This window comes from Leptolyngbya sp. CCNP1308 (assembly GCF_034932455.1).
Taxonomy (GTDB): domain Bacteria; phylum Cyanobacteriota; class Cyanobacteriia; order Phormidesmidales; family Phormidesmidaceae; genus Nodosilinea.
The window spans coordinates 236,805-259,755 of the sequence record NZ_JAYGIH010000073.1 but is presented as its reverse complement, the minus strand read 5'-3'; the positions used below and the strand labels follow the sequence as shown (position 1 = coordinate 259,755).

Here is a 22,951-nt window from a genome sequence, read left to right as displayed (position 1 = left end):
CGTGAATGATTTGATGGGGGTAGCTCCATCAAATTAAATCTAGTCCAAGCCCAGACATGGAGTTTTGCCTGATGGGAAACTACGGTTTCTGAGCTGGATTTAACATAGCTGTGTTGATTTCATACCCAAGCCCTATACATTCGAGGAGAACCATGTTGAAGAGATGCATTTGGCTAGTTGCGGTCGCACTCTTCTTTGTCAGCCACCTGGTCATGGGAGACGCTGTCGCGGCTGAGCTAGATGAAGCCACCCGTACCGTACAGCTCAACCCCGCCGGGGATACCGTTGTGCTGTCCCTAGAGCAGGTAACCCGTGGCCGACGTCAGTTTAACTACGCCTGTGGCACCTGCCACGTGGGGGGGATTACCAAGACCAACCCCACGGTTGGCCTTGATCCGGAAACCCTAGCCGGTTCTTTACCCCCTCGGGACAACATTGACGCCCTGGTGGCCTACCTGAAAGAACCGATGACCTACGACGGTCTGACCGATATTTCTCAGGTGCACCCCAGCAAAAAAAGTGCCGATATTTACCCCAAAATGCGTAGTCTGACTGAGGAAGACCTGGTGGCGATTTCGGGCCATATTCTGCTTCAGCCCAAGGTCATTGGCGACATGTGGGGAGCTGGTAAAACCCGCTTCTCTGCTCCTCAAGTCTAGGGATGGTTAGGTTGCTCAGGGGCTTTCCCATCCTGGATGGTTAAATTCTGGAGTTTGCTGCTACGATTTCTGCCCACAGTATTTCGTAGCTGTCTGAAGGCGGCAATTACTCCAGGACGGAGCCCCAAGTTACCGTGTAGAGCAGGTAATATGCCATAGGAGGGTTGTTTTACACCCCCTGATTGATTGAACTGGAGATACGAGCTTTAGAGGTAGTTATGCAACGTGTATTTCGCGCCGCCCAGCGTTTGGGTTTGGTTATTCTGTCTGTTTTGTTAATGGTGGGTACGCTCACTCTGGCCTCGGCCCCTGCTGCGGCTACCAACTACGATGTGAAAATGGGCTCTGACGCGGGTCTGCTGGTGTTTGAACCCAGCACTGTCACCGTTAAGCCTGGCGACACCGTGACCTGGGTGAACAATAAAATGGCCCCCCACAACGTCGTGTTTGATGCCGCTAACGTGCCCGGTGACAAAGCCCTGGCCGACAGCATCTCCCACACTCAGCTGACCTTTGCCCCTGGCGAAAACTACGCCACCACATTCACTAGCGATATGCCCGCTGGTACCTACACCTACTACTGCGCGCCCCACCGTGGCGCTGGTATGGTAGCCAAGGTCATTCTAGAGAACTAGTTTTCTGCCCTGAGGTGATTAGAGCCTGAGGAGCAATAGTAGTTGTGAAAAAGGGCGTCCCGTGGGACGCCCTTTTTTGCTGAGGGGACATCCTAGGGGTTTTCGTTCTTCACGTTGGCTCGGTACACTAGCCGACAGGTGCTTGTAAAGCAGGCTATGCAGGTAAAAGACCTATCCCCAGCAGAATGGCCCTGGCCCCTACTGCTGGATGCCGATCCGTCCCGCGAGCTGATTGATGCCTATATTCATCAGTCTACGGTGATGGGGCTGGTGGATGGGGATACTGCAATTGCGGTAGTGGTGCTGATGGAGCGCGAACCGCAGGGGGTTGAGGTGATGAATATGGCGGTTGCCCCGAGCTACCAGGGCAAAAAGTTGGGGAAATTGCTGCTGGCGGCGGCAATTGAGCGATCGCGCCAGCGGGGCATCAGGCGCATGCTCGTCGGCACCGGCAATGCCGGCATTGGCCAACTGGCGTTCTATCAAAAAATGGGCTTTCGCCTAGAGGCGATCGATCGCGACTACTTCATCCGCACCTACCCAGAGCCGATTTTTGAAAATGGCATTTGGTGCCGCGATCGCGTCCTGCTCTCCCTCGATCTGTAGGCTGGTAGGAACAGCTATGAGACAGGTTCAGGTTCATCCCCCCAATCCCCAGTGGATCAGGGATTTTGACGCAGAGGCTGCCCAGATCGTCCTGGCTCTGGGCAACAACGTGGTTCACATTCACCACATTGGCAGCACCTCAATTCCAAACATCTACGCCAAGCCGGTGATTGACCTGCTGGTAGAGGTCAACGACATCGGCCAGGTTGATGGTTGCGATCGCGCTATGGCCGCTTTGGGCTACACCGCTATGGGAGAATACGGCATCCCCAAGCGGCGATACTTTCGCAAAGATAACGCCGAGGGCATTAGAACCCACCACGTTCACGTCTTTGGGGTCGGTTCACCTGAAGTCGTGCGGCACCTGGCCTTTCGTGACTTTATGATTGCTCACCCCGACTGCGCCCGGCAGTACAGTGAACTCAAGCGCGCCCTAGCGGCGCAGCACCCCAACGACATCGAAGGGTATATGGATGGCAAAGACGAGTTTGTCAAAACGATGGAACAACGAGCCCTGCACTGGCGAGGACTAATATGACTAAGGCCAAACCCCATCTCTACCGAGTGGAAGTGACCTGGACGGGCAACACCGGTACGGGCACCCAGAGCTACAGTGCCTACGATCGCGCCCACACCATTACCGCTGCCGACAAACCGGCGATCGCCGCCTCTGCCGACCCCATCTTTCGCGGCGACAAAACTAAATACAACCCCGAAGAACTGCTGGTCGCCTCGCTATCGAGCTGTCACATGCTGTGGTACCTGCATTTGTGCGCCGAGGCCCAGGTAGTCGTCACCCGCTATGTCGATTATCCAATCGGTACGATGATGGCAGCGGCGGACGGCGGCGGGCAGTTTTCTAAGGTTTTGCTGAGGCCGATCGTCACGGTTATGCCCCAGAGCGATGCGGTGTTGGCGGCGAAGCTGCACGACCAGGCTCATGAGAAGTGCTTCATTGCCAACTCGGTGAACTTTCCAGTGCAGTGCGAGCCGTCAATTCAGCTGGAGCCCTAAGGCAAATTCCTGATTGCCGCATCCTAGAGCCAAAGGGATTACTGGCTCACCAGAGTTGCGATCGCCCCTCGAATAAACGCCTCATCCTCAGGATTTTGGTAAGGGTTGCCCGCCCGATGGCCCCAAATTGAGGGGATGGGCCGATACTCGGCCTTGGGGATCAGCGCCGCCTCGGCCTCGCAATCTTCCGGGGTAAAGTACAGATCGGTGGTGGCGGGCATAATCAGGGTTTTGGCCGTAATCGATCCCATCGCTTTGACATAATCGCCTTGGTAAATAGGATTGTCGCCCACGTCGCAGTGGAGCCAGGTGTCGATCATCGCTAGCAGATTGTGGGGGTCGCGCTTGCGGTAGCCCGCCTCCCAGCCGCGCAAAATGTAGTCTTCGAGGGAGTCGTAGCCCCAGGCCAGGTAGGGCTTGGCTCGGTAGTAGGCCTGGGAGGCCGCCCAGCTAGCGTAGATCTGAGCAAAGGTGTGAAAGCCGCGATCGGGGGTGCCCTCAAACCGTTCGCCGTTCCAGGCGGGGTCGCTGGTGAGGGCGGCCCGCAGGCTGTAGAGAAAGAGTTTGTTGTGGTCGGTGGTTTTGGCGGTGCCGCAGAGGGCGGCGATGCGCTGGACGCGATCGGGGTAGAGCGCTCCCCAGTGGTAGGCCTGCTGCGCCCCCATCGACCAGCCGTAGACCAGGGCCCACTGGTCAATGCCCAGGTGCTGCATGAGGGCAAACTGGGCGCGCACGTTGTCGTAGTGGGTGAAGTAAACGCCGGGCTGGCCTACGGTGCAGGCGTTGCTGGGGGAGGTGGAGAGGCCGTTGCCGAACATATTCACCATCACCACGCCCCAGCGGCTGGGGTCGAGAATGCCGCCGGGGCGCACCAGCCAATTGACATCGGTGTGCTGCGCCCCGTAGGAGGTGGGGTAGAGAATGGCGTTAGTGCGATTGCGATTCAACTCGCCATACACCTGGTACACCACCCCGGCCTCGGGCAGCACCACCCCGCACTGGAGGGGAAACTCTTGGAGCGCAAACCGTCCCGGCGTTGCCATACCCATTAGCTAAAATCTGCCACAATGCTGCGATTGACCCGCACATAGCCCTCATCCACCCGCTCAAAGTAGGGCTTGAGCTGCCCATGGGCCGACGGCAGCGCCTGAAACGGAATTGAGGGGTACAGGTGATGCTCGGCGTGGTAGGGCATGTTCCACATTAGCCAGCGCAGGGGCCATAGGGTAAGGGTAGTGCGGGTGTTAAGCAACGGGTTGTCGTCGTTGGGGCAGCCGGTGTGCTCGGCCAGCAGCACAAAGCGCAGTAGCGGCTGACCCACGGCCAGGGGCAGCACCCAGTAGAGGAACAGAAATTCGGGATGGCCCAGCAGCGTTGAAACCGCGATCGCCCCTCCATAGGTCAGCAGTTGCAGGCGCAGCGATCGCACCACCTCGCCGTGGGAGCTTTCGGATAGATAATACATCCCGTCTAGCTGACCCAGGGCGACTTGGCTGTGGCAACGCACCTTGCCGATCCACCATGGAATGCCGCTCAGCTGCCAGAGGTAGTCGCCCAGGCTCACGGGTTTGGGGTCGTCTAGCTCCGGGTCTTTGCCGGGAATTTGGGTATAGCGGTGGTGCCACTTGTGGTAGCGGCGGTAAAAGGTGCTGTTATAAAACGACAGCAGCCCCGCCAGCCAGGCGGCCCCGTCGTTGAGTCGAGGGTTGGCAAAGGCGGTACGATGGCAGCACTCGTGCATGGCGCAAAACATCAGCGCCAGGCTGGCTCCGCAGATGGCCAGGGCGGGCAGGGCAATGCCCAGAGGGGCGGTGGCCCATAGGTAGCCACTCAGGGCAATCAGCGCGAGATGGCCAGCAAACTGTGTTGCCCCCACCCAGTTCGATCGCTGGTTGAGGGTGGCGAGCGCCTGGGCCGATAAAATTTGGCGAGGCTGGGGGGGCAAGGCGCTGGGGTCAGCAAGGGATTCTGTATTCGTTAGCATGGGTAACGTTCTGTAGCAAATGGTTTGATAACGTCCGATAATTAAAAATCTTGGGGAAACAATCTGCCCGAGACTAGCCCAGGCCCCTCGATTGCGTTTCCCAGAACGACCCGCTGACTGAGCCGTCAGCCAACGACCACTACTCACTTGTTATGACAAGTGAGCTTAGCATATTTGTCCTGAGGTGACAAAGATGCCGTTGATGATGTCTGTAATTGGCGGTTGACCGCTTCTGCCCATGTCTACGCCTTTGCACATCACCATTTCGGAAAAACTGCGCCGTCAGATTGCGGTGGGGGAGTATCAGTCTGGCGATCGCCTGCCCAGCGAGCATCAGCTGATGGAAACCTTTGGCGTCAGCCGCATTACGGCCCGCCAGGCGGTGGCGAATTTAGTCAGTCAGGGGCTGGCGATCGCCTACCGGGGCAAGGGGGTCTTCGTCACCCCGCAAAAAAAAGTCACCTATTCTCTCACCAGCCCGCTGGTCTTTTTAGAGGAAGACATGACCCGCCAGGGGGTGGCCTTTTCCTTTGAAAACCTCATCTTTGAGGTGGTGCCAGCCCCTGCCGAGGTGTCGGCTGAAATGGGCATTTTGCAGAAATCTGAGGTCTACCTGCAAAAAAAGCTCCTGCGCATGGATGGGGCGGCGGGCGCTGTGGATATTTCCTATCTGGTCGCTGAGCTGGGCCAGCGGTTTGCCCCCCAGCTCGAATCTCAAATGACCTTTCCGACCCTGGCCCAAAACGGCATTTTCTTAGAGCGGCTAGACGCCACCATTGAGTGCACCCACGCCGACTACGATCTCAGCACCTACCTGGAAGTGCCCCTGGGCCACGCCCTGATGGTCTACCGCTATACGGCCTACAGCCGCGACCAGCAGCCGGTGATGCACGGGGCCACAATCTCCCGCGCCGATCGCTTTGGCTATTCCCTCAGCACGCAGATTGGCGATGAGGTCTGACGGTCTGGCCGCCAATTTGCCGCTCCGTCACAGTCTCGTTCGGGCAACCCCATCCACCTCGTTATACTGATCACACAGGCCGGGGATGCCACCTGATGGCATGCCTTGGCGTCATGCAATAGATCGGTAGGAGGTCGCGATGCTTCATCGAACCCATCAAGCCATAATGGCCGCAGCTCTGGCCAGCCTGGGTCTGGGTGCCCTGGTGGCTCCTGCGGGGGCGGCTGAGACGGTGCGCCTCAACTATCGGGGGTTTAGCCGCTCTGTGCCCGTGGCGCTGTTGACCGCTCTGGCCGAAACCGGAGAATCGTCGGGGTCGCTTGGTGGACTGCTCAATCAGGCGGGGCAAAACCCGGCAGAGCTGCGATCGCTGCTCACCCGTCCGCTGGCTACCAGCCCAGTAGTGCTCGATCGCGCCCTCAACAGCAGCCCCGGCGAGTGGGCGCTTGACCAGCTTGGCGACTCGATTCACACTGGTGCGGGCGAGGCCGATCGCCAGGCGCTGCGATCGGCCCTGGTACTGTCGGCCAGCGACGATAACCAGGTCACCCTGCTAGAGGTGCTGCAAAACTACCCCACTGAGGAGGTGGTGCTGGAGGGCGATCGCATCCAAGACGCCTACAACAGCCTGGCCAGCTTCCTGCGCCCTCTGTCGATCTTTCTCTAGGTCTAATAATTCCGGTTCGGGAGGGCTCGGGAAGCTCAGCGCAAAAGCGACACCGCCACCATCCCCACCACAATTGTGACCACCAGTAGCGTCAGCGGCTCTAGCTTAAACTCCGACTCTTTGCTAGAGCCGGTGGCGTAAAAAAACGCCATAAAGACTATCAATATCACCACCAGATCTAGGCCAGTAAACACAGCGCTTTCTCCTACGGCCGACTGGAACCTCACCCCCAACGGTAGCCTTAAAAAGTGACCCTGAGCGCCAGCCCAGGCGTGGTCATCACCTTTTCGTTTAGTTACCGACTTAACTGAATATTTTAGTCTTCCTGGCCAAAAATAGAACTCTGAAATAAAAGCTTAGATCTCGCCTCGGCAGAAATTTTGACCGAAGCATTTCCCCTTGGGAGTAGTGAATATTTGTCAAGGGGCCATGGGGTTCGTTGCTCATCAACGCGCCCCAGTTTAGGCCGGGTTGCAGCCCCTCCGCGAACCGCAAACCCCGCAGCACACCTACGCAAAGGATACTCTAGCCATGACGACCCTAAAAGTTGGCATCAATGGGTTTGGTCGCATCGGTCGCCTGGTACTGCGCGGCGGCATCAAAAACCCCAATATTGAATTTGTCGGCATCAACGACCTGGTACCTCCCGAAAATCTGGCCTACCTGCTCAAGTACGACTCCACCCACGGGCGCTTTGACGGGCCCGTCGAAGCTGTGGCCGATGGCATTGTTGTAGACGGCAAAAAAATTCCCTGTATGGCTCTGCGCAACCCCTCCGAACTGCCCTGGGGCGACCTCGGTGCCGACTATGTGGTTGAGTCTACGGGCTTGTTTACCACCTTCGACACCGCCCACCAGCACATTGCCGCCGGGGCCAAGCGAGTGATTCTCTCGGCCCCGACGAAGGATCCTGACCGGGTACACACCCTGGTCGTCGGCGTTAACCATGAAACGTTTAACCCCGCTAGCGACATCATTGTGTCGAACGCCAGCTGCACTACTAACTGCTTGGCCCCGGTTGCCAAAGTCATCAACGACACCTTTGGGCTGTCTGAAGGGTTAATGACCACCGTGCACGCCGCCACCGCCACCCAGCCTACCGTCGATGGCCCCTCTAAAAAAGACTTTCGCGGCGGTCGCGGCGCGGGTCAAAACATCATCCCCGCCTCCACTGGCGCGGCCAAGGCCGTGACCCTGGTGCTGCCAGAACTCAAGGGCAAGCTCACCGGCATGGCCTTTCGGGTGCCGACGCCCAATGTGTCGGTGGTTGACCTTACCTTTAGAACCGAGCAGCCCACCAGCTACGAGGCCATCTGCGCTGCCGTCAAAGCCGCCGCTGACGGGCCGATGCAGGGCATTTTGGGCTATACCGAAGACGATGTGGTGTCTAGCGATTTCATCACCGACCCTCACTCCAGCACCTTTGACGCTGGGGCGGGCATTGGCCTAAATGAGCATTTCTTTAAGGTGGTCGCCTGGTACGACAATGAGTGGGGCTACTCGATGCGGGTGATCGATCTGATGCTCTATATGGCCCAAAAAGAAGGCATTCTCTCAGGCATCAAAATCCCCGCCACGGTGTAAATAGCCTTGTTGAATTCAGGAACCCGGTTTTTCCAAAAAGCCGGGTTTTTTTTCGCGATCTTCTTTTGGAATAAGACGCCGCAATTGAGGAACGGGACAATGCGATCGCATAACATCCCGCTGCAATCGAGCAATACTGCGATGCAATTGAGAAACCACCCGGTGCGATCGAATAGCATCCTGACGCGATCGCATGACAGCCCACTGCAATTGAGTAATACTGCGATGCAATTGAGAAACCACCTGGTGTGATCGAATAGCACCGTGGCGCGATCGCATGACAGCCCACTGCAAATGAGTAATACTGCGCTGCAATTGAGCAATACGACGATGCGATCGCGCAATACCCCGACGCCAAAGCAGAATCAAGCAACGCCCTTGAGCAACGCTAACCCTACCTGCCGCTGGCGATTCAGGCTTTAATGGGGGCAGCCCGCGCCGAGAGCTATGCCCAAGATTTTTATCTCCTACCGTCGCAGCGATAGCGAAGACATCGCCGGACGCATCTACGATCGCCTAGCGGCCCACTTTGGCAAAGACTCTATTTTCTTTGATGTAGACGCCATCCCCTTTGGCGAAGACCTGCGCGACTATATCAACGCCAGCCTCGACCAGTGCCAGGTGGTGCTAGCGGTAATCGGCAAAACCTGGCTGACGGTGACAGATGAGAAGGGCGATCGCCGTCTCGACAACCCCGCCGACTGGGTGCGCTTAGAACTCGAAGAAGCCCTCAAACGCAAAGGCCAGGTGATCGTAATCCCGCTGCTGGTGAGCCGCGCTACTCTGCCCACCCCTGATAAAATGCCATCTGCCCTAGTGGATCTGGCTTACCGAAATGCTGCCCAGGCCCGCCCCGACCCGGACTTTCATGGCGATGTCAGTCGGCTGATTAGGCAGCTAGAACGATACTTTGACAGGCTCAATGCGACACTAACTCCTGTTTCGATACCAGCCGTTGAACCAAACACCACTGCTCGCAAACCTCCCTCAGTACCCAAAACTTATCGTCAAGAAGCCGTAGGACGAGCACCTCTCACCATCCCTGAACCTGCCAATCTCGCCTTCGAGTTTGAGGTGGTGACAATCACAGGTATTGAGAGAGGTTTGCTAGGGCTAGGACAACCCAGGGTAACGACCAGCCGCCGTCTGGCCAAAGCTGAATACTTTGTTGAAACCCTTGCTAAAGGAGTTTCGTTGGAGATGGTCAAAATCCCCGCTGGCCAGTTTTTGATGGGGTCACCCGCCAACGAAAAAGGTCGCTCTGATAACGAAAGCCCGCAGCACTCGGTAACGGTGCCAGAGTTTTGGCTGAGCAAATACCCCATCACCCAGGCCCAGTACCAGGCGGTAATGGGTGAAAACCCTAGCCAGTTCTCGCAGAGCGGCGCGAATCGCCCGGTAGAAATGGTTTCTTGGTACGATGCCGTTGCCTTTTGCCAAGCGCTGTCGCAGCAGACGTGGCGCACCTATCGCCTGCCCAGCGAAGCCGAGTGGGAATATGCTTGCCGGGCGGGCACTACGACGCCGTTTTACTATGGGCTAACCATTACAACTGATTTAGCCAACTACAATGGCTACTTCACCTATGGCAGCGGACCAAAGGGTGTGGATCGAAAAACAACTACCAAGGTAGGCCTCTTTGTGCCTAACGCCTTTAGCCTGTACGACACGCACGGCAATGTTTCGGAATGGTGTGCCGATCACTCGCACAACAACTACAATGGAGCACCAACAGACGGTTCGGCATGGTTGTCTGATGATGACTCTGCGAGAAGAGTTCTACGCGGCGGCTCTTGGTGCTACCGTCCGGAGGACTGCCGCTCCGCGCTCCGCATCTACGGTGAGCCCGGCGACGTCGACCATCACTCCGGTTTTCGAGCGGTGTTTACTGCTTCGCGGAATCAAGCTACGGACCCCAGGATTTAGTTGCCCTTTACCTTTTTGCCCTCTTGCCCTTTCCCAATTCCCTAGTGCTTGCTCCCCCAGCACGCAGCACCTTAAAAATTTCGGCAATGTATGATTGCGACAAGACCCTGCAATATTCACCCATGCTGGCTCGCTACATTCACGCTGCCATGCGCCAGGCCACCTACGAGCTGCTAGAAGACGGCACCTTCTATGGTGAAATCCCCCCGCACAAAGGAGTTTGGAGCAATGCCGACAGCCTCAAAGCCTGCCGTGAAGCGCTGCAAGACTCCTTAGAAGAGTGGATCATCCTTGGTTTACGACTAGAACACGGGCTGCCGATTCTCGATAGCGTGCTCTGGTAGTTGTGATCATCTTCTAGTCTGGTGTGCCTTTATCTGGAATCTGAATAGGTAATCGCCTCAGCCGATATCGACCGTCCTCTACCGTTAGTAGCGCTCCATCTTGCAGGGTCTCAGCGCATTCTTCGATCACTGCGAATAGCCGTGAGGTTACAAAGCTAGGAACCGTTCTTTTGACTCTAAAGATGATCACGCTAGGCAATGGATTTGCTCCGGAGGCTAACAAATCCCCAAAATCCAGGTCAAAGGTCAGCACGATACGGTCTTCTAACCGAGCTTTCTCCAGAATTGCTGAGTCGGGCAAACGCTCTAATCTTTGCTCGACTAAGTGAATTGCATCATATCCGGCCTGCCGCAGCGCCTGTACTGTCAGCGGTGAAACACCTACATCGGCTAAAAATCTCACGCAGCGGTCTCTGCCAAGGAGTAAACTTCTTCGCTAGCCAAATAGGCGGCGTACTCCAGGCAAGCCAAAATATCCTCAGATTCTAGGTAAGGGTAAGCCTCTAGAATTTCCGCTACTGTCATACGGTTTGCCAGCAGGCTCAGCACCAAAGACACTGTGATACGCATGCCGCGAACGCAGGCTCGACCGCCCATGACATCGGAACTAAAGGTAATGCGCTCAAACATGGCAGTTACTACGCGAGCTTAGAAGACCTCTGCCACTACATTCTAAAACGCGGCGCGGGTGGCCATGTCGCGGGGGCGCTTTTTGATCAGCGTGGGGTCGAGGTAGGTGATCGCCTCGGCGCACGATCGCACCCGTTCAATCGGCTCAAATACATTTACCTGGTAGACGATCTGGTTGTCCCAGTCGAGGGCGGTGAGCCAGCCGCTGCGGGGGTGGTAGACGCCGGTGTCGATATCAATCCAGCCGCGCCCGGCGACAATTTGGCCGGGGTCTACGCCAGGGAAAGTAAAGGTAATGGTGTGGCCGGTGATGATCAGCTTGTCGGAGAAAAACGGCGTCAGGCTGCTGTGGAAGGTTTCGCGAATCCAGCACATTTCGTAGCTGCTCTGCTCGGCGATGGGCAGCATGGGGTTGACCCCAGCGTGCACCAGCCACAGATCGCCCAGGTCAATGTAGAGGGGCAGCTGGCGCAGCCAGTCGAGGTGGTCTTCGAGGGTGGAGGCGGCCCCGTGGTAGCTGGTGAGGGTGGCCTGGCCACCGCTAAAGATCCAGCCTTGGAGGGTGGGGGGGTTGATTTTGCCGTCAACAAAGGTGTCGAGAATAAGCTGCTCGTGGTTGCCCCGCACGCAGCCAGCGGCGTTGCGACGCACAAAATCGACCACGTCGGCGCTCTTGGGGCCGCGATCGATCAGGTCACCGACACAGTAGATTTTGTCGTCGGGTTCGGGGGCGATCGCATCCCACAGCCGCTGAAGGCCGTCGAAGTGACCGTGAATGTCGCCAATAAATATTCTTCGGGGCATGGGGCAGGAAATCCGTTAGCTTCATTATGCCTCAACCCCCAACTCAACCCCTGGTTTTTCGTAATGCTTAGGTGTTTAAAGGCAATTTGAGGCGGAGTTTCTGACTGAGGTTAGAGATTTGTGATTGTTTAGGGGCAAAACGTTTACTTCTAGGGGCAGATGGCGTTTATTCTCATTATTCTCAGGCATAATAAAAGCCAGCTCAAAGCACCTACCCCATGCGCCGTTCCCAATCTGGTAGCCCGCTGCCTGCGTCTTCTGCCCATAGAATGCCTGTTCAGCGGCGACGAGTACGGCGACGAGCCGACCCGTGGCGGCGCTTGGCTCGCCATACCCCCATGTTTGAGCTCAGTGCTCGGCTGGGGGTGAACTGCTTTCTAGCGCTGGTGGCGGCGGTCTCGCTGGGGCGGTTGGTGCCTCACCTCCAGGCTCAAGCGCAGCAGCTAGAGGTAGTGCGTCGCGAGTTAGATCAAGCTGAGGTGACCAATACCCGTCTAAGGGCAGATTTTGACCGCTACTTTGACCCAACCCAAGCGGGACGGGTGATTCAAGAGCAAACGGGCTATCGCACCAAGTCAGAACGGCAGGTGGTTTGGACGGATTAGGGAAGTCGGGGAGTGGATGTGTAGGTGATGGGTAGGTGGGTAGTGTGTAGACTTCTCTGACTCATGGGAGCTACTTGATCGGTCGCGCCACCTCCATTCACCTACTCACTTACACACTCACCCACTCAATCATCCACCCTCCACCCCTCTCCTAGGGATAGAACGTCGTCGTCGGCAACCCAAGCCCCTCTTCAAGGCCCATCATCAGGTTAAAGCACTGCACCGCCTGGGATGCCTGGCCTTTCATCAGATTGTCAATGGCTGACATGACGATCACGCGTCCGGTACGGGCATCGGTTTCGAGGCCAATGAAGCAGCGGTTGGTGCCCCAGGCCCACTTGGTTTGGGGGTAGACACCGTTGGGCAGAACCGTCACCCAGGGGGATGAGCGGTAAAAGGCGCTGTAGATGGTGAGTAGGTCGTCGCGCACCAGGCCGGGGTCGCGCAGGGTGGCGTAGATGGTGGCCAAAATGCCCCGCACCATGGGGATTAGGTGCGGGGTAAACTGCACGGTGACTTCTTGGCTGGCCAGATGGGTGCAGATCTGCTCAATTTCGGGGGTGTGGCGGTGGCGGGTAACGCCGTAGGCTCCGAGAGAATTGCTGGCCTCAGCTAGCAACATGCCGGTTTTAGCCACCCGCCCGCCGCCGGAGGTGCCCGATTTGGCGTCAATAATTAGGGTTTCGGGCTGGGCCAGACCCTGCTTGAGCAGGGGGGCAATGCCGAGCAGGCTGGCGGTGGGGTAGCAGCCGGGGCAACCCACCAGGCGGGCGTTGCGGATGCGATCGCGGAACAGCTCAGGCAGCCCGTACACGGCTTCACCCGCAATGCCCTGATCGGTGCGATCGCCCCCGTACCACGACTGGTAGGTGTTCAAATTTTCAAAGCGGTAGTCGGCAGACAGATCGAGCACCCGACAGCCCCGCTCTAGCAGGGTGGGGGCCATGGTGCAGGCCAGACCGTTGGGCAGAGAAAGGAAGACGGCCTGGCAGCGCTGGGCGATTTCGCCCAAATCCACAGCTTCCACCGTCAAATTCACCGAGTCGGACAGGTGGGGATAGATATCGGTATAGGGCTGCCCGGCGCTGCTGTCGCCCCCGAGGTATACCAGCTCGGCTTCGGGATGCTGGGTGAGCAGGCGCACCAGCTGCACCCCTCCGTAGCCCGATGCCCCCACAATGCCGACCTTAATTTTTCCGACGGGTGACGACTCGCTCATGGTTCTGGGGCTAGCTGATTAGAAGAATAGACAGGGCCGAGAGCCGCGCTTGGGGGGCGATCGCTAACCCAGTTAGCACCTTCCCCTTCGTTCAGCACTGTAATAGTAAACCAGTAATCTCAATTCAACATGGTGGCTTGGGATGCTGTCGCTGAACTATCTCCTGGCGCAGACTTCGCCAAAGCTGGGTCTCGGACGAGAATGCGATCGCTCTGCCGATGAAGGGCAGGCCATAAAGCTAGAATTTTAGAAGCAATCGTACTTTCTACAGGTTCGCCCCACCGTGCTCAACCCAGAAGCGGAGATGTCTCAAGCCCCCAAAACCTCCCCCGCCGAGCTTGAACTGCCGTCCGGTTTTCAGTTCGACTCCATTGAGTCGGCGCTCCACGACCTGGCGGCGGGCAAGTCGATTGTGGTGGTCGATGACGAAAACCGCGAGAACGAAGGCGACGTGATCTGTGCCGCCCAGTTTGCCACCCCGGACAACATCAACTTTATGGCGGTGGAAGCGCGGGGGCTGATCTGTCTGGCCATGACGGGCGATCGCCTCGACGAGCTTGACCTGCCCCTGATGGTTAGCCCCAGCGCCTTTGAAGACGAGAACGAGCAGACCGCCTTCACCGTCAGCATCGACGCTGCCCTCAGCTGGGGAGTGACTACGGGCATCTCCGCCGACGATCGCGCCCGCACCATTCAAGTTGCCATCAACCCCAACGCTCGCCCCCAAGACCTGCGCCGCCCCGGCCACATTTTCCCGCTGCGGGCCAAGGAAGGCGGCGTGCTCAAACGGGCCGGCCACACCGAAGCCGGGGTCGATCTGGCGCGGCTGGCGGGCCTCTACCCCGCTGGGGTGATCTGCGAAATTCAAAACCCCGACGGCTCCATGGCGCGGCTGCCTGAGCTGGTCAACTACGCCAAAACCTTTGGCCTTAAGCTGATCAGCATTGCCGACCTGATTCACTATCGACTACAGCACGAGCGCTTTGTACAGCGCGAGGCGGTGGCCAAGATGCCCACCCAGTTTGGCGACTTCGCCATCTACGCCTACCGCAACCTGCTCGACGGCTCTGAGCATGTGGCCATGGTCAAGGGCGACCCCGCCACCTTTGCCGACCAGTCAGTGATGGTGCGCGTCCACTCTGAGTGCCTAACGGGCGATGCCTTCGGCTCCCTGCGCTGCGACTGCCGCATGCAGCTCCAGGCGGCGCTCAAGATGATTGATGCGGCGGGGCGTGGCGTGGTGGTTTACCTGCGCCAGGAGGGGCGCGGCATTGGCTTGGTCAACAAGCTCAAGGCCTATTCGCTTCAAGACATGGGCCTCGACACGGTGGAGGCCAACGAGAAGCTGGGCCTGCCCGTCGACCAGCGCAACTATGGCATCGGTGCGCAGATTCTCAACGACATCGGCGTGCAGAAGTTTTGCCTGATCACCAACAATCCCCGCAAAATCGCGGGCATCAAGGGCTATGGCCTAGAAATGGTGAGCCGGGTGCCGCTAATTATTGAAGCCACCGACTACAACTCGGGCTATCTGGCCACCAAGGCCCAAAAGCTGGGCCACCTGCTGGTGCAGACCTATTTAGCAACGGTGGCGATCCACTGGCGCAAGGGCGATTTGCCGGTGCAGGAGCGCTACCAAAAGCTAGAGCACCTGCGCGAGCTAGCCCACAGCCAGGGCCTCATGCTGCAAGAAGAAGCCCGCCCGGTGGCGGCGGCACTGTTTAGCCAGCCCGATCTAATTGTCAATCTGGGGCTAGATACGTTGCCAGTGCCGGGGGCAGAAGCCTGGTACCGCGACTGCGAACAGCCGCAGATGAAGACTGTAGCCACGCTGCTCGACAAACTCGCCGTCTGGCCCGAAATCGACCAACTCGCGTTTTTGATCTCTAGCGGCAGCGACCCCTTCAGCGGCTTGCAGGTGGGGCTCGATCGCCAGGTGTTTCACCACGATGCGGTGCCCACCCCGGAAACCGTCAAGCCCTCTGACCTTTGCGGCAGCCTAGAGAGCCAGCGCATCTACGTTTTCTCCAGCCATATCCCAACAGATTAATGAGTATGCTTCTTCGTTACGCATATTTTACAGCTTAACAACAGCGGAGAATGGTGTTTTTCTTTTTGGATTTTGATATCAAGGCAATGAAAGTTTAGAAGCTTTTTAATTGGATTCAGTACATGGAGATTGCAAAGCTGATTCTTGAATATATAAAGGTGCTGGCGTGGCCATTCGTCATTTTGATCGTCATCTTTATTTTTCGTAGACAGATAGAGAGCCTTATTAAGCGTTTGGAAAAAGTTGATCTACCTGGAGAAATATCACTAAGTCTGCGAGAGGAAATTTTTGAGGCAAAAAAGTTGTCTGACAAGGTGATTGCAGAGTCGCCACCCCCAAAAGCAAGAGGTGTAGAAAGATTGCCTCTTACAGAAGCTAACTTAAGAATGATTCAGCTAGGATTACGACCATCGCCAAGTGGACTTAATGTAAATTATTATCGTGACATTGCGGAAACTGATCCTAATCTTGCGCTTGCAGGGCTGCGTTTAGAAGTTGATGTTTTGTTAAAAAATCTTGCTCAAGGCTTCAATGTGGCAATTACTCCGACAGATTCTAGAAGTCGTTTAGTCAGGAAATTGCAGGACTCTGGAGCTATAACTTTACAGCAGGAAAAGCTAATTCAGAAAATATTGCAGTTGTCTAATGCTGCCGTTCATGGGATGGTGATTAGTTCTTATGAAGCTAGTGAAATAATAAATACTGCTAGCGTTTTGGTTGATCAATATATCTCGTGGCTGAGCTGGGGATTTGCTGACGGATGGAGGTCGAATTAATATTTGGTTAATTGTGAATTGGCAGAATATTATGGCTTCTTATCTTTATTTACTTATCAATATATTTGGAGAAAATTAAATGTTAAATATAACAATTGATGAGATTCAGCGTGATCCACTCAAATATCTTTGTCAAGTAGAGGCGGGTGAAACGCTTATGATTTTTAGGGCTGATCAGGCGATCATTAAATTCAGGCCTGCCACCACATGATTTAGTTAAGAGGTTTTTTATAGTTAAGAGGTTTTTTATGAGTATCAGTCTCACCCCTGACCAAGAGCGTTTCGTTGCAACCAAGCTCCAATCTGGTAAATATCGCTCTACTGAAGAGGTTTTAGAAATTGCCCTGCGATTGCTAGACGAGTACGATCGCTCTGAAGCCGAGTGGGTCGAAGACGTGCAGGAAAAAATTGGCGCAGCAATTGAAGCCTCTGCCCACACAGCCCCAGTCGATGGCGAAACCTTTGTAGACGGCATTCTAGAGCGCTTTCGACAGGCGAACTAGCCATGAGTCGCTATGTCATTAACGTTCTCGCCAGCCAAGATCTCAATGAAATTGCCGATCATTTTGCCGAAACCAGCGTTGAAGCAGGCGAACGGTTTTTTCAGGCTTTCAACCGAAAGTGCCAGCAGCTCGTCGCCTTCCCCAACAGCGGCAAAAGCTACACTGCCATTCACTCTGGACTTCGAGGATTATCCCTAGAAGGTTACATCATCTTTTACAGGATTTTAGATGATGGCATTGAAATCTTGAGGGTTGTGAATGGACGGCGCGATTTCCCTTCTCTTTTTGAAGAATCTGTCTAATTTGCTTACCAGGCTGTCGGTTGAAAAGTGGTGTCGTTGGCAATCAAAACCATATCGCCGGTTTGTTTGATTACAAACAGCCCTCGCTGGTAGGCATAGCGATCTACTCCTTCATCCACCTCAATACCCGCCACCGCTCCATAGATGCGGTAGTCGCCGTAGTGGGGAAACGCCTGCCGAAAGCGATCTAGTCGGGCCAAAAAATCGTCCACATCCTGGCGAGAGAGCCGCGACTTGACTTCAATTGCGACCGCCACATCCCCATTCACGGCAAAAATGTCGATCTCCATCTCCGCACCAGGTCGCTGCGATCGCATACGACGGGCCGTCTCTTGCACCTGAATGCCCCGCTCCTGAAACAGGCGCACCACCGCAGGCTCAACCAGGTTCTCGACAAATTGGCCCCACCGGGTCGTAAGCCCAGCCACCTCTCGGCTTGTGTTAGCTGCGATGCGACTGGTATTAGCCGAAATCTGCTTTAGCTCCTCCAGCTGACGCTCGGATTCTGCAAAGCGGCGATCGGCCTCTGCCTGGGAGGCTTGAAACAGGGCGTAAATATCGTCAATAGTGACGGGTTCAGCCACGGTCTGACTCCTGCCTTTGGGCGTTCCTTTCCATTATGCGTTATGGCCAAGAAGTGCCTAAAGCAGCCCTTCTCCCAACTGGGAAAGGGCTGTATTGAGATTGCTTCCCTAGGCAGGCCGACCGGGATCAAGGTGATCCAATGCCTTCAGCACGGCTCCCACGTCCATTGACAGGTATTCGCCGAGACGGAGGATGTCGTTGACCTGGGCGCGGCTGTCGGAGCCGAGAGGTTTTCTAGATACCGCTGCCTGCTTGAGCAGGGCAAACACCTGGCGGTTGAGGTGCTGGTAATACAGCTCCTGGGGGCGTTCTAGGGAAAGGCCCAGGTTGAGCTGCTGGCCCAGATTCACCAGCCGCCCCAGCCAGTCCACATCGGCGGCAAGGGATTCTGTCGGTGCCTGGTTGAGAATTTGCCAGACCGATCGCCCAATCAGCCGCTCCAGCATGGGCTTGGCCGCCGCTAGAGACAGGGAGGCATTGCAGGTGCTGGCTTCGGTGGCGATCGCCTCCAGTTCATTCAGGTAGTCTTCCCCCTGGCGCAGGGGGCTGGCGGTGGGGTCGCTGGTCTCGCGCTCCAGGGCTTGCAGCACCTCCATCGCCCGGTGGCTGAGGGCGATATCCGCCGCCACTTGCAGTTCCTTGGGCACGGGCAGGCCGTCGCGGTGGAAGGCGCGCAGCACGCCGTAGTTGTCGCGGTAGACCTGGGCGTAGAGCTGGTCGAGGCGCAGCAGGGTGTCTTGGGAGAGCAGGCCCATCATGCGATGGCGCTCTTCGGCAAACAGGTCTTGCAGGCCGTAGGTGTGGGGGCCAAAGGCGCTGTTGATGGCGAGAATGACCTGAGCGGCGCTGGCCTGGCTGAGGCTTTCGAATACCGCTGCTTTGGCCTGGGTGTAGTCGAGGCGCGATCGCACCCCCTTGATGCCACAGTGGAAATCCCAGCCGCCCAAGTGCACCACGGCAAAGGCAAGGCTAATACTTTCGCGGGTGATGGTGGAGGTGATTTCGACCAGACCCACGGCGAGGGAAATCGGCCCCAGGCGCTGGCGGCGGTAGTCGTGCTGCTCGACGGTGTAGCAATAGACGGTCTGCTCGCGGTGGTAGTCGCTAAACAGTGACCCCATGGCGTAGTGGGCCACCACCTGTTCTATGGAAATGCGGGAGGGTCTAACTAGAGACTCGTAGACCCCGGTGCCGGTGACGAATTCTTCTACGTTGCTGGGGGCGTGGCCCAGGCGCTTGACAAACTCCTCTTCCAGAGCGATCCCCGAAACTTCGCCCGCTAGCTCCATAGCGCGGGCGGCGTAGCGCAGAATCTGGGTGCCCTCGGGGCGAGAGATTTCCTCAAAGAACCAGCCGCAGCTGGTGTACATAAACAGGGCGTGACGCTGCATTTCGAGCAGTTGCAGGGCGGTGACCCGCTCGATCGCCGACAGCTTATGGGTTTGGTGGGTGGCAAAGAAAGCGTCGAGGTTTTCAGGACTGCGATCGCCCATCACCGCCGCATAGGCATTGCGCGCCGCCCAGGGGTCGCGCAGCAGGTCAGCACCATGCTCTTCGTAGACGGCAACGAGCTGATCGCGCAGCCAGTCGAGGGTGTCGCGCAGGGGCCGTCGCCACTGCTGATGCCACCCGCCGCCGCTGGCACAGCCGCAGTCGTCTTGCCAGCGATCAACGCCGTGGGAGCAGCTCCAGGCGGTAACGGGCTTGAGTTCGGCTTCCCAGGTGGGCGGGTGGGTGGCCAGGTAGTGGGCGTAGTTGGTCACCGTCCAGCCCTGGCGGGGAAACTCGTCGGTGAGGGCATAGGCGAGGGCTTTTTCGGCCCCGCCCCGGTGGTGGCCAAAGGTTTCGCCGTCGGTGGCCACCGAGATCAGCTGGAAGGGTCGGTGATCCCCGTGGATGGCCTGGCCGATGCGCCCGACGAAATGCTGGGAGGAACTCAGCACGTCGTTAAAGCCCATATCGCGGGAGATCGGGCCGTCGTAGAAGAAAATGTCGATGTAGCGGCTGGGGTCGGGGCTGCCGTCGGCATGCTTGAGAAAGCAGCGGTATGGGCGGCTGGGGTCAATCTGGCCGCCGCCGACTTCTTGCCACGTGTCGCGCTCGCCGTTGTAGCTGACCAGCGGGCGACAGCGCTGCACCTGGGAGGGGGCCAAGATGGTGAACTTGATCCCCTCAGCGTGGAGCACGTCCAACGTCGGGTAGTCGATCGCGGTTTCGGCCAGCCAAATACCCTCGGGCTGGCGACCAAAGCGGCGGCGAAAGTCTTCGATCCCCCAGCGCACCTGGGTCTCTTTATCGCGCGGGTTAGCCAGGGGCAAAATGATGTGGTTGTAGACCTGGGCGATCGCATTGCCATGGCCGCTCAGCCGGGCGCAGCTGTTGCGATCGGCGTCGATGATGCGCTGGTAGGTCTCCAGGTCGTGCCGCTCCATCCAGCTCATCAAGGTGGGGCCGATGTTAAAGCTGATGTATTCAAAGGTGTTGACGATGCGGACGACTTCGCCGCGATCGTTGAGAATGCGGGCGTAGGCGTTGGGCCGGTAGCACTCGTGGTGAATGCGCTCGTTCCAGTTGTGGAAAGGGGCGGCGCTGGGCTGCTTCTCGATCGCATCCAGGTACGGGTTCTCGCGGGGCGGCTGGTAAAAGTGGCCGTGGACGCAAACAAAAACCCCGGTGCTAACGGCGGGGATCAAGCCATCGTGGGGGCCATCATAGGAATTTTGAGCCGCAGGAATAGTCTGCAATACCGAATGCTGGAGTGAATCAGCCATAGGAGGAGAAAAAACGAGTGAAGGAAACAATGAGCGCAGCAGCCAGCTTAAACTTAGCTGCGCTGCTACCAGAGATTGGGTTTTAGAAAAAGCTTGGAGCCGGGGATCATGGCTCTGGAGGCGTTTCGAGAGATTGGGTAAACGCTAAAAAGCCAAAATAAATGCTGTGGGGATCACATGGGGATCAGTGTAGAACAGCACTGGGGGCCGGGGGGCGACTGACGCGATCGCTAGGCTACTACCCAATGATCTTAGCTCTGCTGATCTTAACCCGCTTTTGAAAAACAGTCGGTTGCCTTAACCTCCGTTGATGTTTTTCAAATGGGTTCAGAAAAATATCTTAGGATCCAAACTACGGCAACTGGGTAAGCGGCTCATCCATCTTGGGAGAGAAGAAAGGCTGTAGGGGCCGCAACTGCTATGCGCCCACGCCCCCCTGGGGCAGCACAACGGTGACTGTGGTGCCCACCTTAGGCTGGCTGTCGAGGTGAATGTGGCCCCGGTGGGTATCGACGATTACCTTGGCGATCGCCAATCCCAGCCCCGTGCCCTGCTCCCCACTACGCAACCGCGACGGGTCGGCCCGGTAGAACCGATCGAAGGCGTGGGCGATCGCCTCGCTATCCATGCCAATGCCCGTATCCTGCACCGTCACCTGCACCCCTGGCTGGCCCTGGTGTTTGGTCGGCTTGACCTTCACCATCACGGTGCCGCCATTGGGGGTGTACTGCACCGCATTGCTGATCAAGTTGGTGAATAGCCGAGTGAGCTGGCCGGGATCTCCCAAAATCGTGGAGCTAGCCGTGGGGGGAGCCGCCAGCAGCGCTGCATTTTTAGCCCGCTGTTTACCAGAACTTTTATCCAAACTGTCTTCTGCTACCGCCACTCGCAGCACGATCTGGCGCTCGGTCGCCATCACCTGCTGCTCCTCCAGCACATCCTCCAGCAGCCCCTCCAGGCTGAGCGAAGCGGGGGTGAAGGCAATCAGCCCGCTCTCCTGGCGGGCGAGAAACAGCAGGTCATCCACCAGCCTTCCCAGCCGCCGGGTGAGCCGCTCGATCACCTGAAACTGTTTCTGCTGAATCTCTACATCGGGGTTGGGGTCGGACAGCGCCACCTGAGCATTGGTCTGGATCACCGCGATCGGGTTGCGCAGCTCGTGGGAGGCATCGGCAGTGAACTGCTTCAGCTGCTGGTACGAGTCGCGCACGGGGGCCATAGCGATCCCCGAGAGCAGCCAGCCGATCGCCGCCACCGCCGCCACCATCAGACTGGTGCCCAGGGCCAGATCCACGATCAGCCGACGGCTGGGTTTCGTCACCTCAAACCACGGGTGGCTGACCCGCAGGTAGCCCAGCACTTGCCCCTGGTCTTGCACCCGCTCGGTAATCTGGCGAAAGAAGGTTTCTTGCCCCACTCGCACCGTTTCGCCCGCCGGATTCACATGCAGAGGCACGGGGTTCACCTCTGAAAAGGTTGACCACAGCAGTTGTCCACCGGGGCCAAACCACTCCAGGTCGATGTGGTCGTCTTCGACGGCGCGGGCATTGTCGCGAAAGCTGGCTTCTACGTTGACCCGCAGCGGCGGGCTATTGGCATCGACGGTGGCGAAGATGTGATCCCCGGCGGCATCGGGTTCTATGACGAGCGATCGCTCCACAATTTCCACTACATGGTTCAGGGTGTCATCCACCCGCTCGACCAAGGTGGTGCGCACGTAGAGGTAAAAGCCGCTGGCAAACAGCAGCAGCAGCACCGCCGTCACCGCCGTATACCAAAGTGCCAGTCGCCGCCGAGTCGCCTGAAACATAGACCTCTAGGGCAATTTTTGCGTGACAAAATCGAGAACTGATGCGGCCATATCCTTCATATAGCAGCTTGCCTTCGTTCACAGCACGCCGGATAAAAGAACTTCGGACATTGAGCTTTCGCTGTACCTCTTCCCGTGTCATAACCAAGACATCGGTCGGCATGCCGATGCCGCGCAGCGCCTTATAGGCGACCCGTGCCCGCCGATATCGGGGTTCGTCGGACTGTGAAACAATCACGAGCAGGTCGATGTCGCTGTCTGCGGTGGGTTCGCCGTAGGCATAGGAGCCAAACAAAATGATCTGCTCTGGCTGAAGGGCAGTCACCAAACGCTGGGTGATGTGATCGAGCAGGTCCGGGGTGAGCGGTGGCATTGGCTCCCTCTCCTGGTGAGGTGGGTGGCGAGTGGCGATCGCTGCTTCCATCCTAATCCAGCAACCTGCGGCGACAAACCTCCTGCTTTACTATGGTGAAAATATACGGGGAAATTCCCCGATAAAAGCCTGTCATTGCCCTG

Annotated in this window: 26 protein-coding genes; 15 read left to right on the top strand and 11 right to left on the bottom strand. The window is 57.3% G+C overall.

The features are described 5' to 3' along the window. The first annotated feature begins 152 nt into the window (after window positions 1–152). The 5 genes from psbV to VB780_RS17895 all read left to right on the top strand — a co-directional run bounded on the left by psbV (window position 153) and on the right by VB780_RS17895 (window position 2,914). The gene (psbV, locus tag VB780_RS17915) at window positions 153–659 is read left to right on the top strand and encodes a photosystem II cytochrome c-550 (RefSeq protein WP_323352539.1); all 507 of its coding nucleotides are present in this window, start codon (window positions 153–155) and stop codon (window positions 657–659) included. A gap of 218 nt (window positions 660–877) precedes the next feature. Further along, on the top strand, window positions 878–1,294 hold the full coding sequence (gene petE, locus VB780_RS17910; protein ID WP_323352538.1) for a plastocyanin: 417 nt from the start codon (window positions 878–880) through the stop codon (window positions 1,292–1,294). 156 nt (window positions 1,295–1,450) lie between these two features. Continuing rightward, window positions 1,451–1,900, top strand: coding sequence for a GNAT family N-acetyltransferase (locus VB780_RS17905; protein WP_323352537.1), 450 nt, complete (start codon window positions 1,451–1,453; stop codon window positions 1,898–1,900). A 16-nt stretch (window positions 1,901–1,916) separates the two neighbouring features. Continuing rightward, on the top strand, window positions 1,917–2,438 hold the full coding sequence (locus tag VB780_RS17900) for a GrpB family protein (RefSeq protein ID WP_323352536.1): 522 nt from the start codon (window positions 1,917–1,919) through the stop codon (window positions 2,436–2,438). Then, on the top strand, window positions 2,435–2,914 hold the full coding sequence (locus VB780_RS17895; protein ID WP_323352535.1) for an OsmC family protein: 480 nt from the start codon (window positions 2,435–2,437) through the stop codon (window positions 2,912–2,914). The genes VB780_RS17900 and VB780_RS17895 overlap by 4 nt, the downstream gene beginning before the upstream one ends. A 38-nt stretch (window positions 2,915–2,952) precedes the next feature. Here the strand turns inward: VB780_RS17895 and VB780_RS17890 are convergent, their stop codons facing one another. Beyond that, window positions 2,953–3,963 carry an alpha/beta fold hydrolase gene (locus VB780_RS17890; RefSeq protein ID WP_323352534.1) on the bottom strand — a complete coding sequence of 337 codons (1,011 nt, stop codon included), beginning with the start codon at window positions 3,961–3,963 and terminating at the stop codon, window positions 2,953–2,955. Then, entirely contained in the window at window positions 3,963–4,898 is a 936-nt protein-coding gene (locus VB780_RS17885) for a fatty acid desaturase (protein ID WP_323352533.1), read from the bottom strand. The genes VB780_RS17890 and VB780_RS17885 overlap by 1 nt, the downstream gene beginning before the upstream one ends. A 238-nt stretch (window positions 4,899–5,136) precedes the next feature. Between VB780_RS17885 and VB780_RS17880 the strand changes: the two genes are divergently transcribed. Further along, entirely contained in the window at window positions 5,137–5,859 is a 723-nt protein-coding gene (locus tag VB780_RS17880; RefSeq protein ID WP_323352532.1) for a GntR family transcriptional regulator, read from the top strand. Between the two features lie 166 nt (window positions 5,860–6,025). Further along, a complete protein-coding gene (locus VB780_RS17875; protein ID WP_323352531.1) occupies window positions 6,026–6,526 on the top strand; it encodes an alpha/beta hydrolase in 501 nt (166 codons plus the stop codon). A 35-nt stretch (window positions 6,527–6,561) separates the two neighbouring features. Here the strand turns inward: VB780_RS17875 and VB780_RS17870 are convergent, their stop codons facing one another. Continuing rightward, window positions 6,562–6,720, bottom strand: coding sequence for a hypothetical protein (locus VB780_RS17870; RefSeq protein WP_323352530.1), 159 nt, complete (start codon window positions 6,718–6,720; stop codon window positions 6,562–6,564). A gap of 337 nt (window positions 6,721–7,057) precedes the next feature. Between VB780_RS17870 and gap the strand changes: the two genes are divergently transcribed. The 3 genes from gap to VB780_RS17855 all read left to right on the top strand — a co-directional run bounded on the left by gap (window position 7,058) and on the right by VB780_RS17855 (window position 10,380). Next, entirely contained in the window at window positions 7,058–8,110 is a 1,053-nt protein-coding gene (gene gap, locus VB780_RS17865; RefSeq protein WP_323352529.1) for a type I glyceraldehyde-3-phosphate dehydrogenase, read from the top strand. Between the two features lie 447 nt (window positions 8,111–8,557). Then, on the top strand, window positions 8,558–10,036 hold the full coding sequence (locus tag VB780_RS17860) for an SUMF1/EgtB/PvdO family nonheme iron enzyme (protein WP_323352528.1): 1,479 nt from the start codon (window positions 8,558–8,560) through the stop codon (window positions 10,034–10,036). Between the two features lie 86 nt (window positions 10,037–10,122). Then, on the top strand, window positions 10,123–10,380 hold the full coding sequence (locus VB780_RS17855; RefSeq protein ID WP_323352527.1) for a type II toxin-antitoxin system HicB family antitoxin: 258 nt from the start codon (window positions 10,123–10,125) through the stop codon (window positions 10,378–10,380). 13 nt (window positions 10,381–10,393) lie between these two features. Here VB780_RS17855 and VB780_RS17850 read toward each other — a convergent pair whose 3' ends face one another. The 3 genes from VB780_RS17850 to VB780_RS17840 are packed head-to-tail and all read right to left on the bottom strand — an operon-like array spanning window position 10,394 to window position 11,814. Further along, window positions 10,394–10,783, bottom strand: coding sequence for a DUF5615 family PIN-like protein (locus VB780_RS17850; RefSeq protein WP_323352526.1), 390 nt, complete (start codon window positions 10,781–10,783; stop codon window positions 10,394–10,396). Next, a complete protein-coding gene (locus VB780_RS17845) occupies window positions 10,780–11,010 on the bottom strand; it encodes a DUF433 domain-containing protein (protein ID WP_323352525.1) in 231 nt (76 codons plus the stop codon). Before VB780_RS17845 ends, VB780_RS17850 begins: the two co-directional genes overlap by 4 nt. A gap of 42 nt (window positions 11,011–11,052) precedes the next feature. Beyond that, entirely contained in the window at window positions 11,053–11,814 is a 762-nt protein-coding gene (locus VB780_RS17840; RefSeq protein ID WP_323352524.1) for a metallophosphoesterase family protein, read from the bottom strand. A 218-nt stretch (window positions 11,815–12,032) separates the two neighbouring features. Between VB780_RS17840 and VB780_RS17835 the strand changes: the two genes are divergently transcribed. Then, window positions 12,033–12,419: a hypothetical protein gene (locus VB780_RS17835; protein ID WP_323352523.1), complete on the top strand. Its 387-nt coding sequence runs from the start codon at window positions 12,033–12,035 to the stop codon at window positions 12,417–12,419. A gap of 151 nt (window positions 12,420–12,570) precedes the next feature. On the opposite strand, the gene argC is transcribed toward VB780_RS17835, so the two are convergent. Beyond that, window positions 12,571–13,638 carry an N-acetyl-gamma-glutamyl-phosphate reductase gene (argC, locus tag VB780_RS17830; RefSeq protein ID WP_323352522.1) on the bottom strand — a complete coding sequence of 356 codons (1,068 nt, stop codon included), beginning with the start codon at window positions 13,636–13,638 and terminating at the stop codon, window positions 12,571–12,573. A 304-nt stretch (window positions 13,639–13,942) separates the two neighbouring features. Here argC and ribBA point away from each other — a divergent pair, with 304 nt between their 5' ends. The 4 genes from ribBA to VB780_RS17810 all read left to right on the top strand — a co-directional run bounded on the left by ribBA (window position 13,943) and on the right by VB780_RS17810 (window position 17,269). Next, window positions 13,943–15,688, top strand: coding sequence for a bifunctional 3,4-dihydroxy-2-butanone-4-phosphate synthase/GTP cyclohydrolase II (ribBA, locus tag VB780_RS17825; RefSeq protein WP_323352521.1), 1,746 nt, complete (start codon window positions 13,943–13,945; stop codon window positions 15,686–15,688). Between the two features lie 122 nt (window positions 15,689–15,810). Next, a complete protein-coding gene (locus VB780_RS17820; RefSeq protein WP_323352520.1) occupies window positions 15,811–16,464 on the top strand; it encodes a hypothetical protein in 654 nt (217 codons plus the stop codon). A 248-nt stretch (window positions 16,465–16,712) separates the two neighbouring features. After that, window positions 16,713–16,967: a ribbon-helix-helix domain-containing protein gene (locus tag VB780_RS17815; RefSeq protein ID WP_323352519.1), complete on the top strand. Its 255-nt coding sequence runs from the start codon at window positions 16,713–16,715 to the stop codon at window positions 16,965–16,967. A gap of 2 nt (window positions 16,968–16,969) precedes the next feature. Then, a complete protein-coding gene (locus VB780_RS17810) occupies window positions 16,970–17,269 on the top strand; it encodes a type II toxin-antitoxin system RelE/ParE family toxin (RefSeq protein WP_323352518.1) in 300 nt (99 codons plus the stop codon). A 5-nt stretch (window positions 17,270–17,274) separates the two neighbouring features. Here the strand turns inward: VB780_RS17810 and VB780_RS17805 are convergent, their stop codons facing one another. The 4 genes from VB780_RS17805 to VB780_RS17790 all read right to left on the bottom strand — a co-directional run bounded on the left by VB780_RS17805 (window position 17,275) and on the right by VB780_RS17790 (window position 22,808). Continuing rightward, window positions 17,275–17,853: a hypothetical protein gene (locus VB780_RS17805; RefSeq protein WP_323352517.1), complete on the bottom strand. Its 579-nt coding sequence runs from the start codon at window positions 17,851–17,853 to the stop codon at window positions 17,275–17,277. A 108-nt stretch (window positions 17,854–17,961) separates the two neighbouring features. Further along, window positions 17,962–20,625, bottom strand: coding sequence for a DUF3536 domain-containing protein (locus VB780_RS17800; protein ID WP_323352516.1), 2,664 nt, complete (start codon window positions 20,623–20,625; stop codon window positions 17,962–17,964). Window positions 20,626–21,043: 418 nt separating this feature from the next. Next, entirely contained in the window at window positions 21,044–22,381 is a 1,338-nt protein-coding gene (locus VB780_RS17795; RefSeq protein WP_323352658.1) for a HAMP domain-containing sensor histidine kinase, read from the bottom strand. Continuing rightward, window positions 22,311–22,808 (bottom strand): nucleotidyltransferase domain-containing protein, encoded by a 498-nt coding sequence (locus VB780_RS17790; protein ID WP_323352515.1) that lies wholly within the window; start codon window positions 22,806–22,808, stop codon window positions 22,311–22,313. The genes VB780_RS17795 and VB780_RS17790 overlap by 71 nt, the downstream gene beginning before the upstream one ends. Window positions 22,809–22,951: the final 143 nt, after the last annotated feature.

Excerpts from the sequence above, each read along its gene's own strand:
- psbV (WP_323352539.1), top strand. The coding sequence starts at position 153 with ATGTTGAAGAGATGCATTTGGCTAGTTGCGGTCGCACTCTTCTTTGTC.
- petE (WP_323352538.1), top strand. The coding sequence starts at position 878 with ATGCAACGTGTATTTCGCGCCGCCCAGCGTTTGGGTTTGGTTATTCTG.
- VB780_RS17905 (WP_323352537.1), top strand. The coding sequence starts at position 1,451 with ATGCAGGTAAAAGACCTATCCCCAGCAGAATGGCCCTGGCCCCTACTG.
- VB780_RS17900 (WP_323352536.1), top strand. The coding sequence starts at position 1,917 with ATGAGACAGGTTCAGGTTCATCCCCCCAATCCCCAGTGGATCAGGGAT.
- VB780_RS17895 (WP_323352535.1), top strand. The coding sequence starts at position 2,435 with ATGACTAAGGCCAAACCCCATCTCTACCGAGTGGAAGTGACCTGGACG.
- VB780_RS17890 (WP_323352534.1), bottom strand. The coding sequence starts at position 3,963 with ATGGGTATGGCAACGCCGGGACGGTTTGCGCTCCAAGAGTTTCCCCTC.
- VB780_RS17885 (WP_323352533.1), bottom strand. The coding sequence starts at position 4,898 with ATGCTAACGAATACAGAATCCCTTGCTGACCCCAGCGCCTTGCCCCCC.
- VB780_RS17880 (WP_323352532.1), top strand. The coding sequence starts at position 5,137 with ATGTCTACGCCTTTGCACATCACCATTTCGGAAAAACTGCGCCGTCAG.
- VB780_RS17875 (WP_323352531.1), top strand. The coding sequence starts at position 6,026 with ATGGCCGCAGCTCTGGCCAGCCTGGGTCTGGGTGCCCTGGTGGCTCCT.
- gap (WP_323352529.1), top strand. The coding sequence starts at position 7,058 with ATGACGACCCTAAAAGTTGGCATCAATGGGTTTGGTCGCATCGGTCGC.
- VB780_RS17860 (WP_323352528.1), top strand. The coding sequence starts at position 8,558 with ATGCCCAAGATTTTTATCTCCTACCGTCGCAGCGATAGCGAAGACATC.
- VB780_RS17855 (WP_323352527.1), top strand. The coding sequence starts at position 10,123 with ATGTATGATTGCGACAAGACCCTGCAATATTCACCCATGCTGGCTCGC.
- VB780_RS17845 (WP_323352525.1), bottom strand. The coding sequence starts at position 11,010 with ATGTTTGAGCGCATTACCTTTAGTTCCGATGTCATGGGCGGTCGAGCC.
- VB780_RS17840 (WP_323352524.1), bottom strand. The coding sequence starts at position 11,814 with ATGCCCCGAAGAATATTTATTGGCGACATTCACGGTCACTTCGACGGC.
- VB780_RS17835 (WP_323352523.1), top strand. The coding sequence starts at position 12,033 with ATGCGCCGTTCCCAATCTGGTAGCCCGCTGCCTGCGTCTTCTGCCCAT.
- argC (WP_323352522.1), bottom strand. The coding sequence starts at position 13,638 with ATGAGCGAGTCGTCACCCGTCGGAAAAATTAAGGTCGGCATTGTGGGG.
- ribBA (WP_323352521.1), top strand. The coding sequence starts at position 13,943 with ATGTCTCAAGCCCCCAAAACCTCCCCCGCCGAGCTTGAACTGCCGTCC.
- VB780_RS17820 (WP_323352520.1), top strand. The coding sequence starts at position 15,811 with ATGGAGATTGCAAAGCTGATTCTTGAATATATAAAGGTGCTGGCGTGG.
- VB780_RS17815 (WP_323352519.1), top strand. The coding sequence starts at position 16,713 with ATGAGTATCAGTCTCACCCCTGACCAAGAGCGTTTCGTTGCAACCAAG.
- VB780_RS17810 (WP_323352518.1), top strand. The coding sequence starts at position 16,970 with ATGAGTCGCTATGTCATTAACGTTCTCGCCAGCCAAGATCTCAATGAA.
- VB780_RS17800 (WP_323352516.1), bottom strand. The coding sequence starts at position 20,625 with ATGGCTGATTCACTCCAGCATTCGGTATTGCAGACTATTCCTGCGGCT.
- VB780_RS17790 (WP_323352515.1), bottom strand. The coding sequence starts at position 22,808 with ATGCCACCGCTCACCCCGGACCTGCTCGATCACATCACCCAGCGTTTG.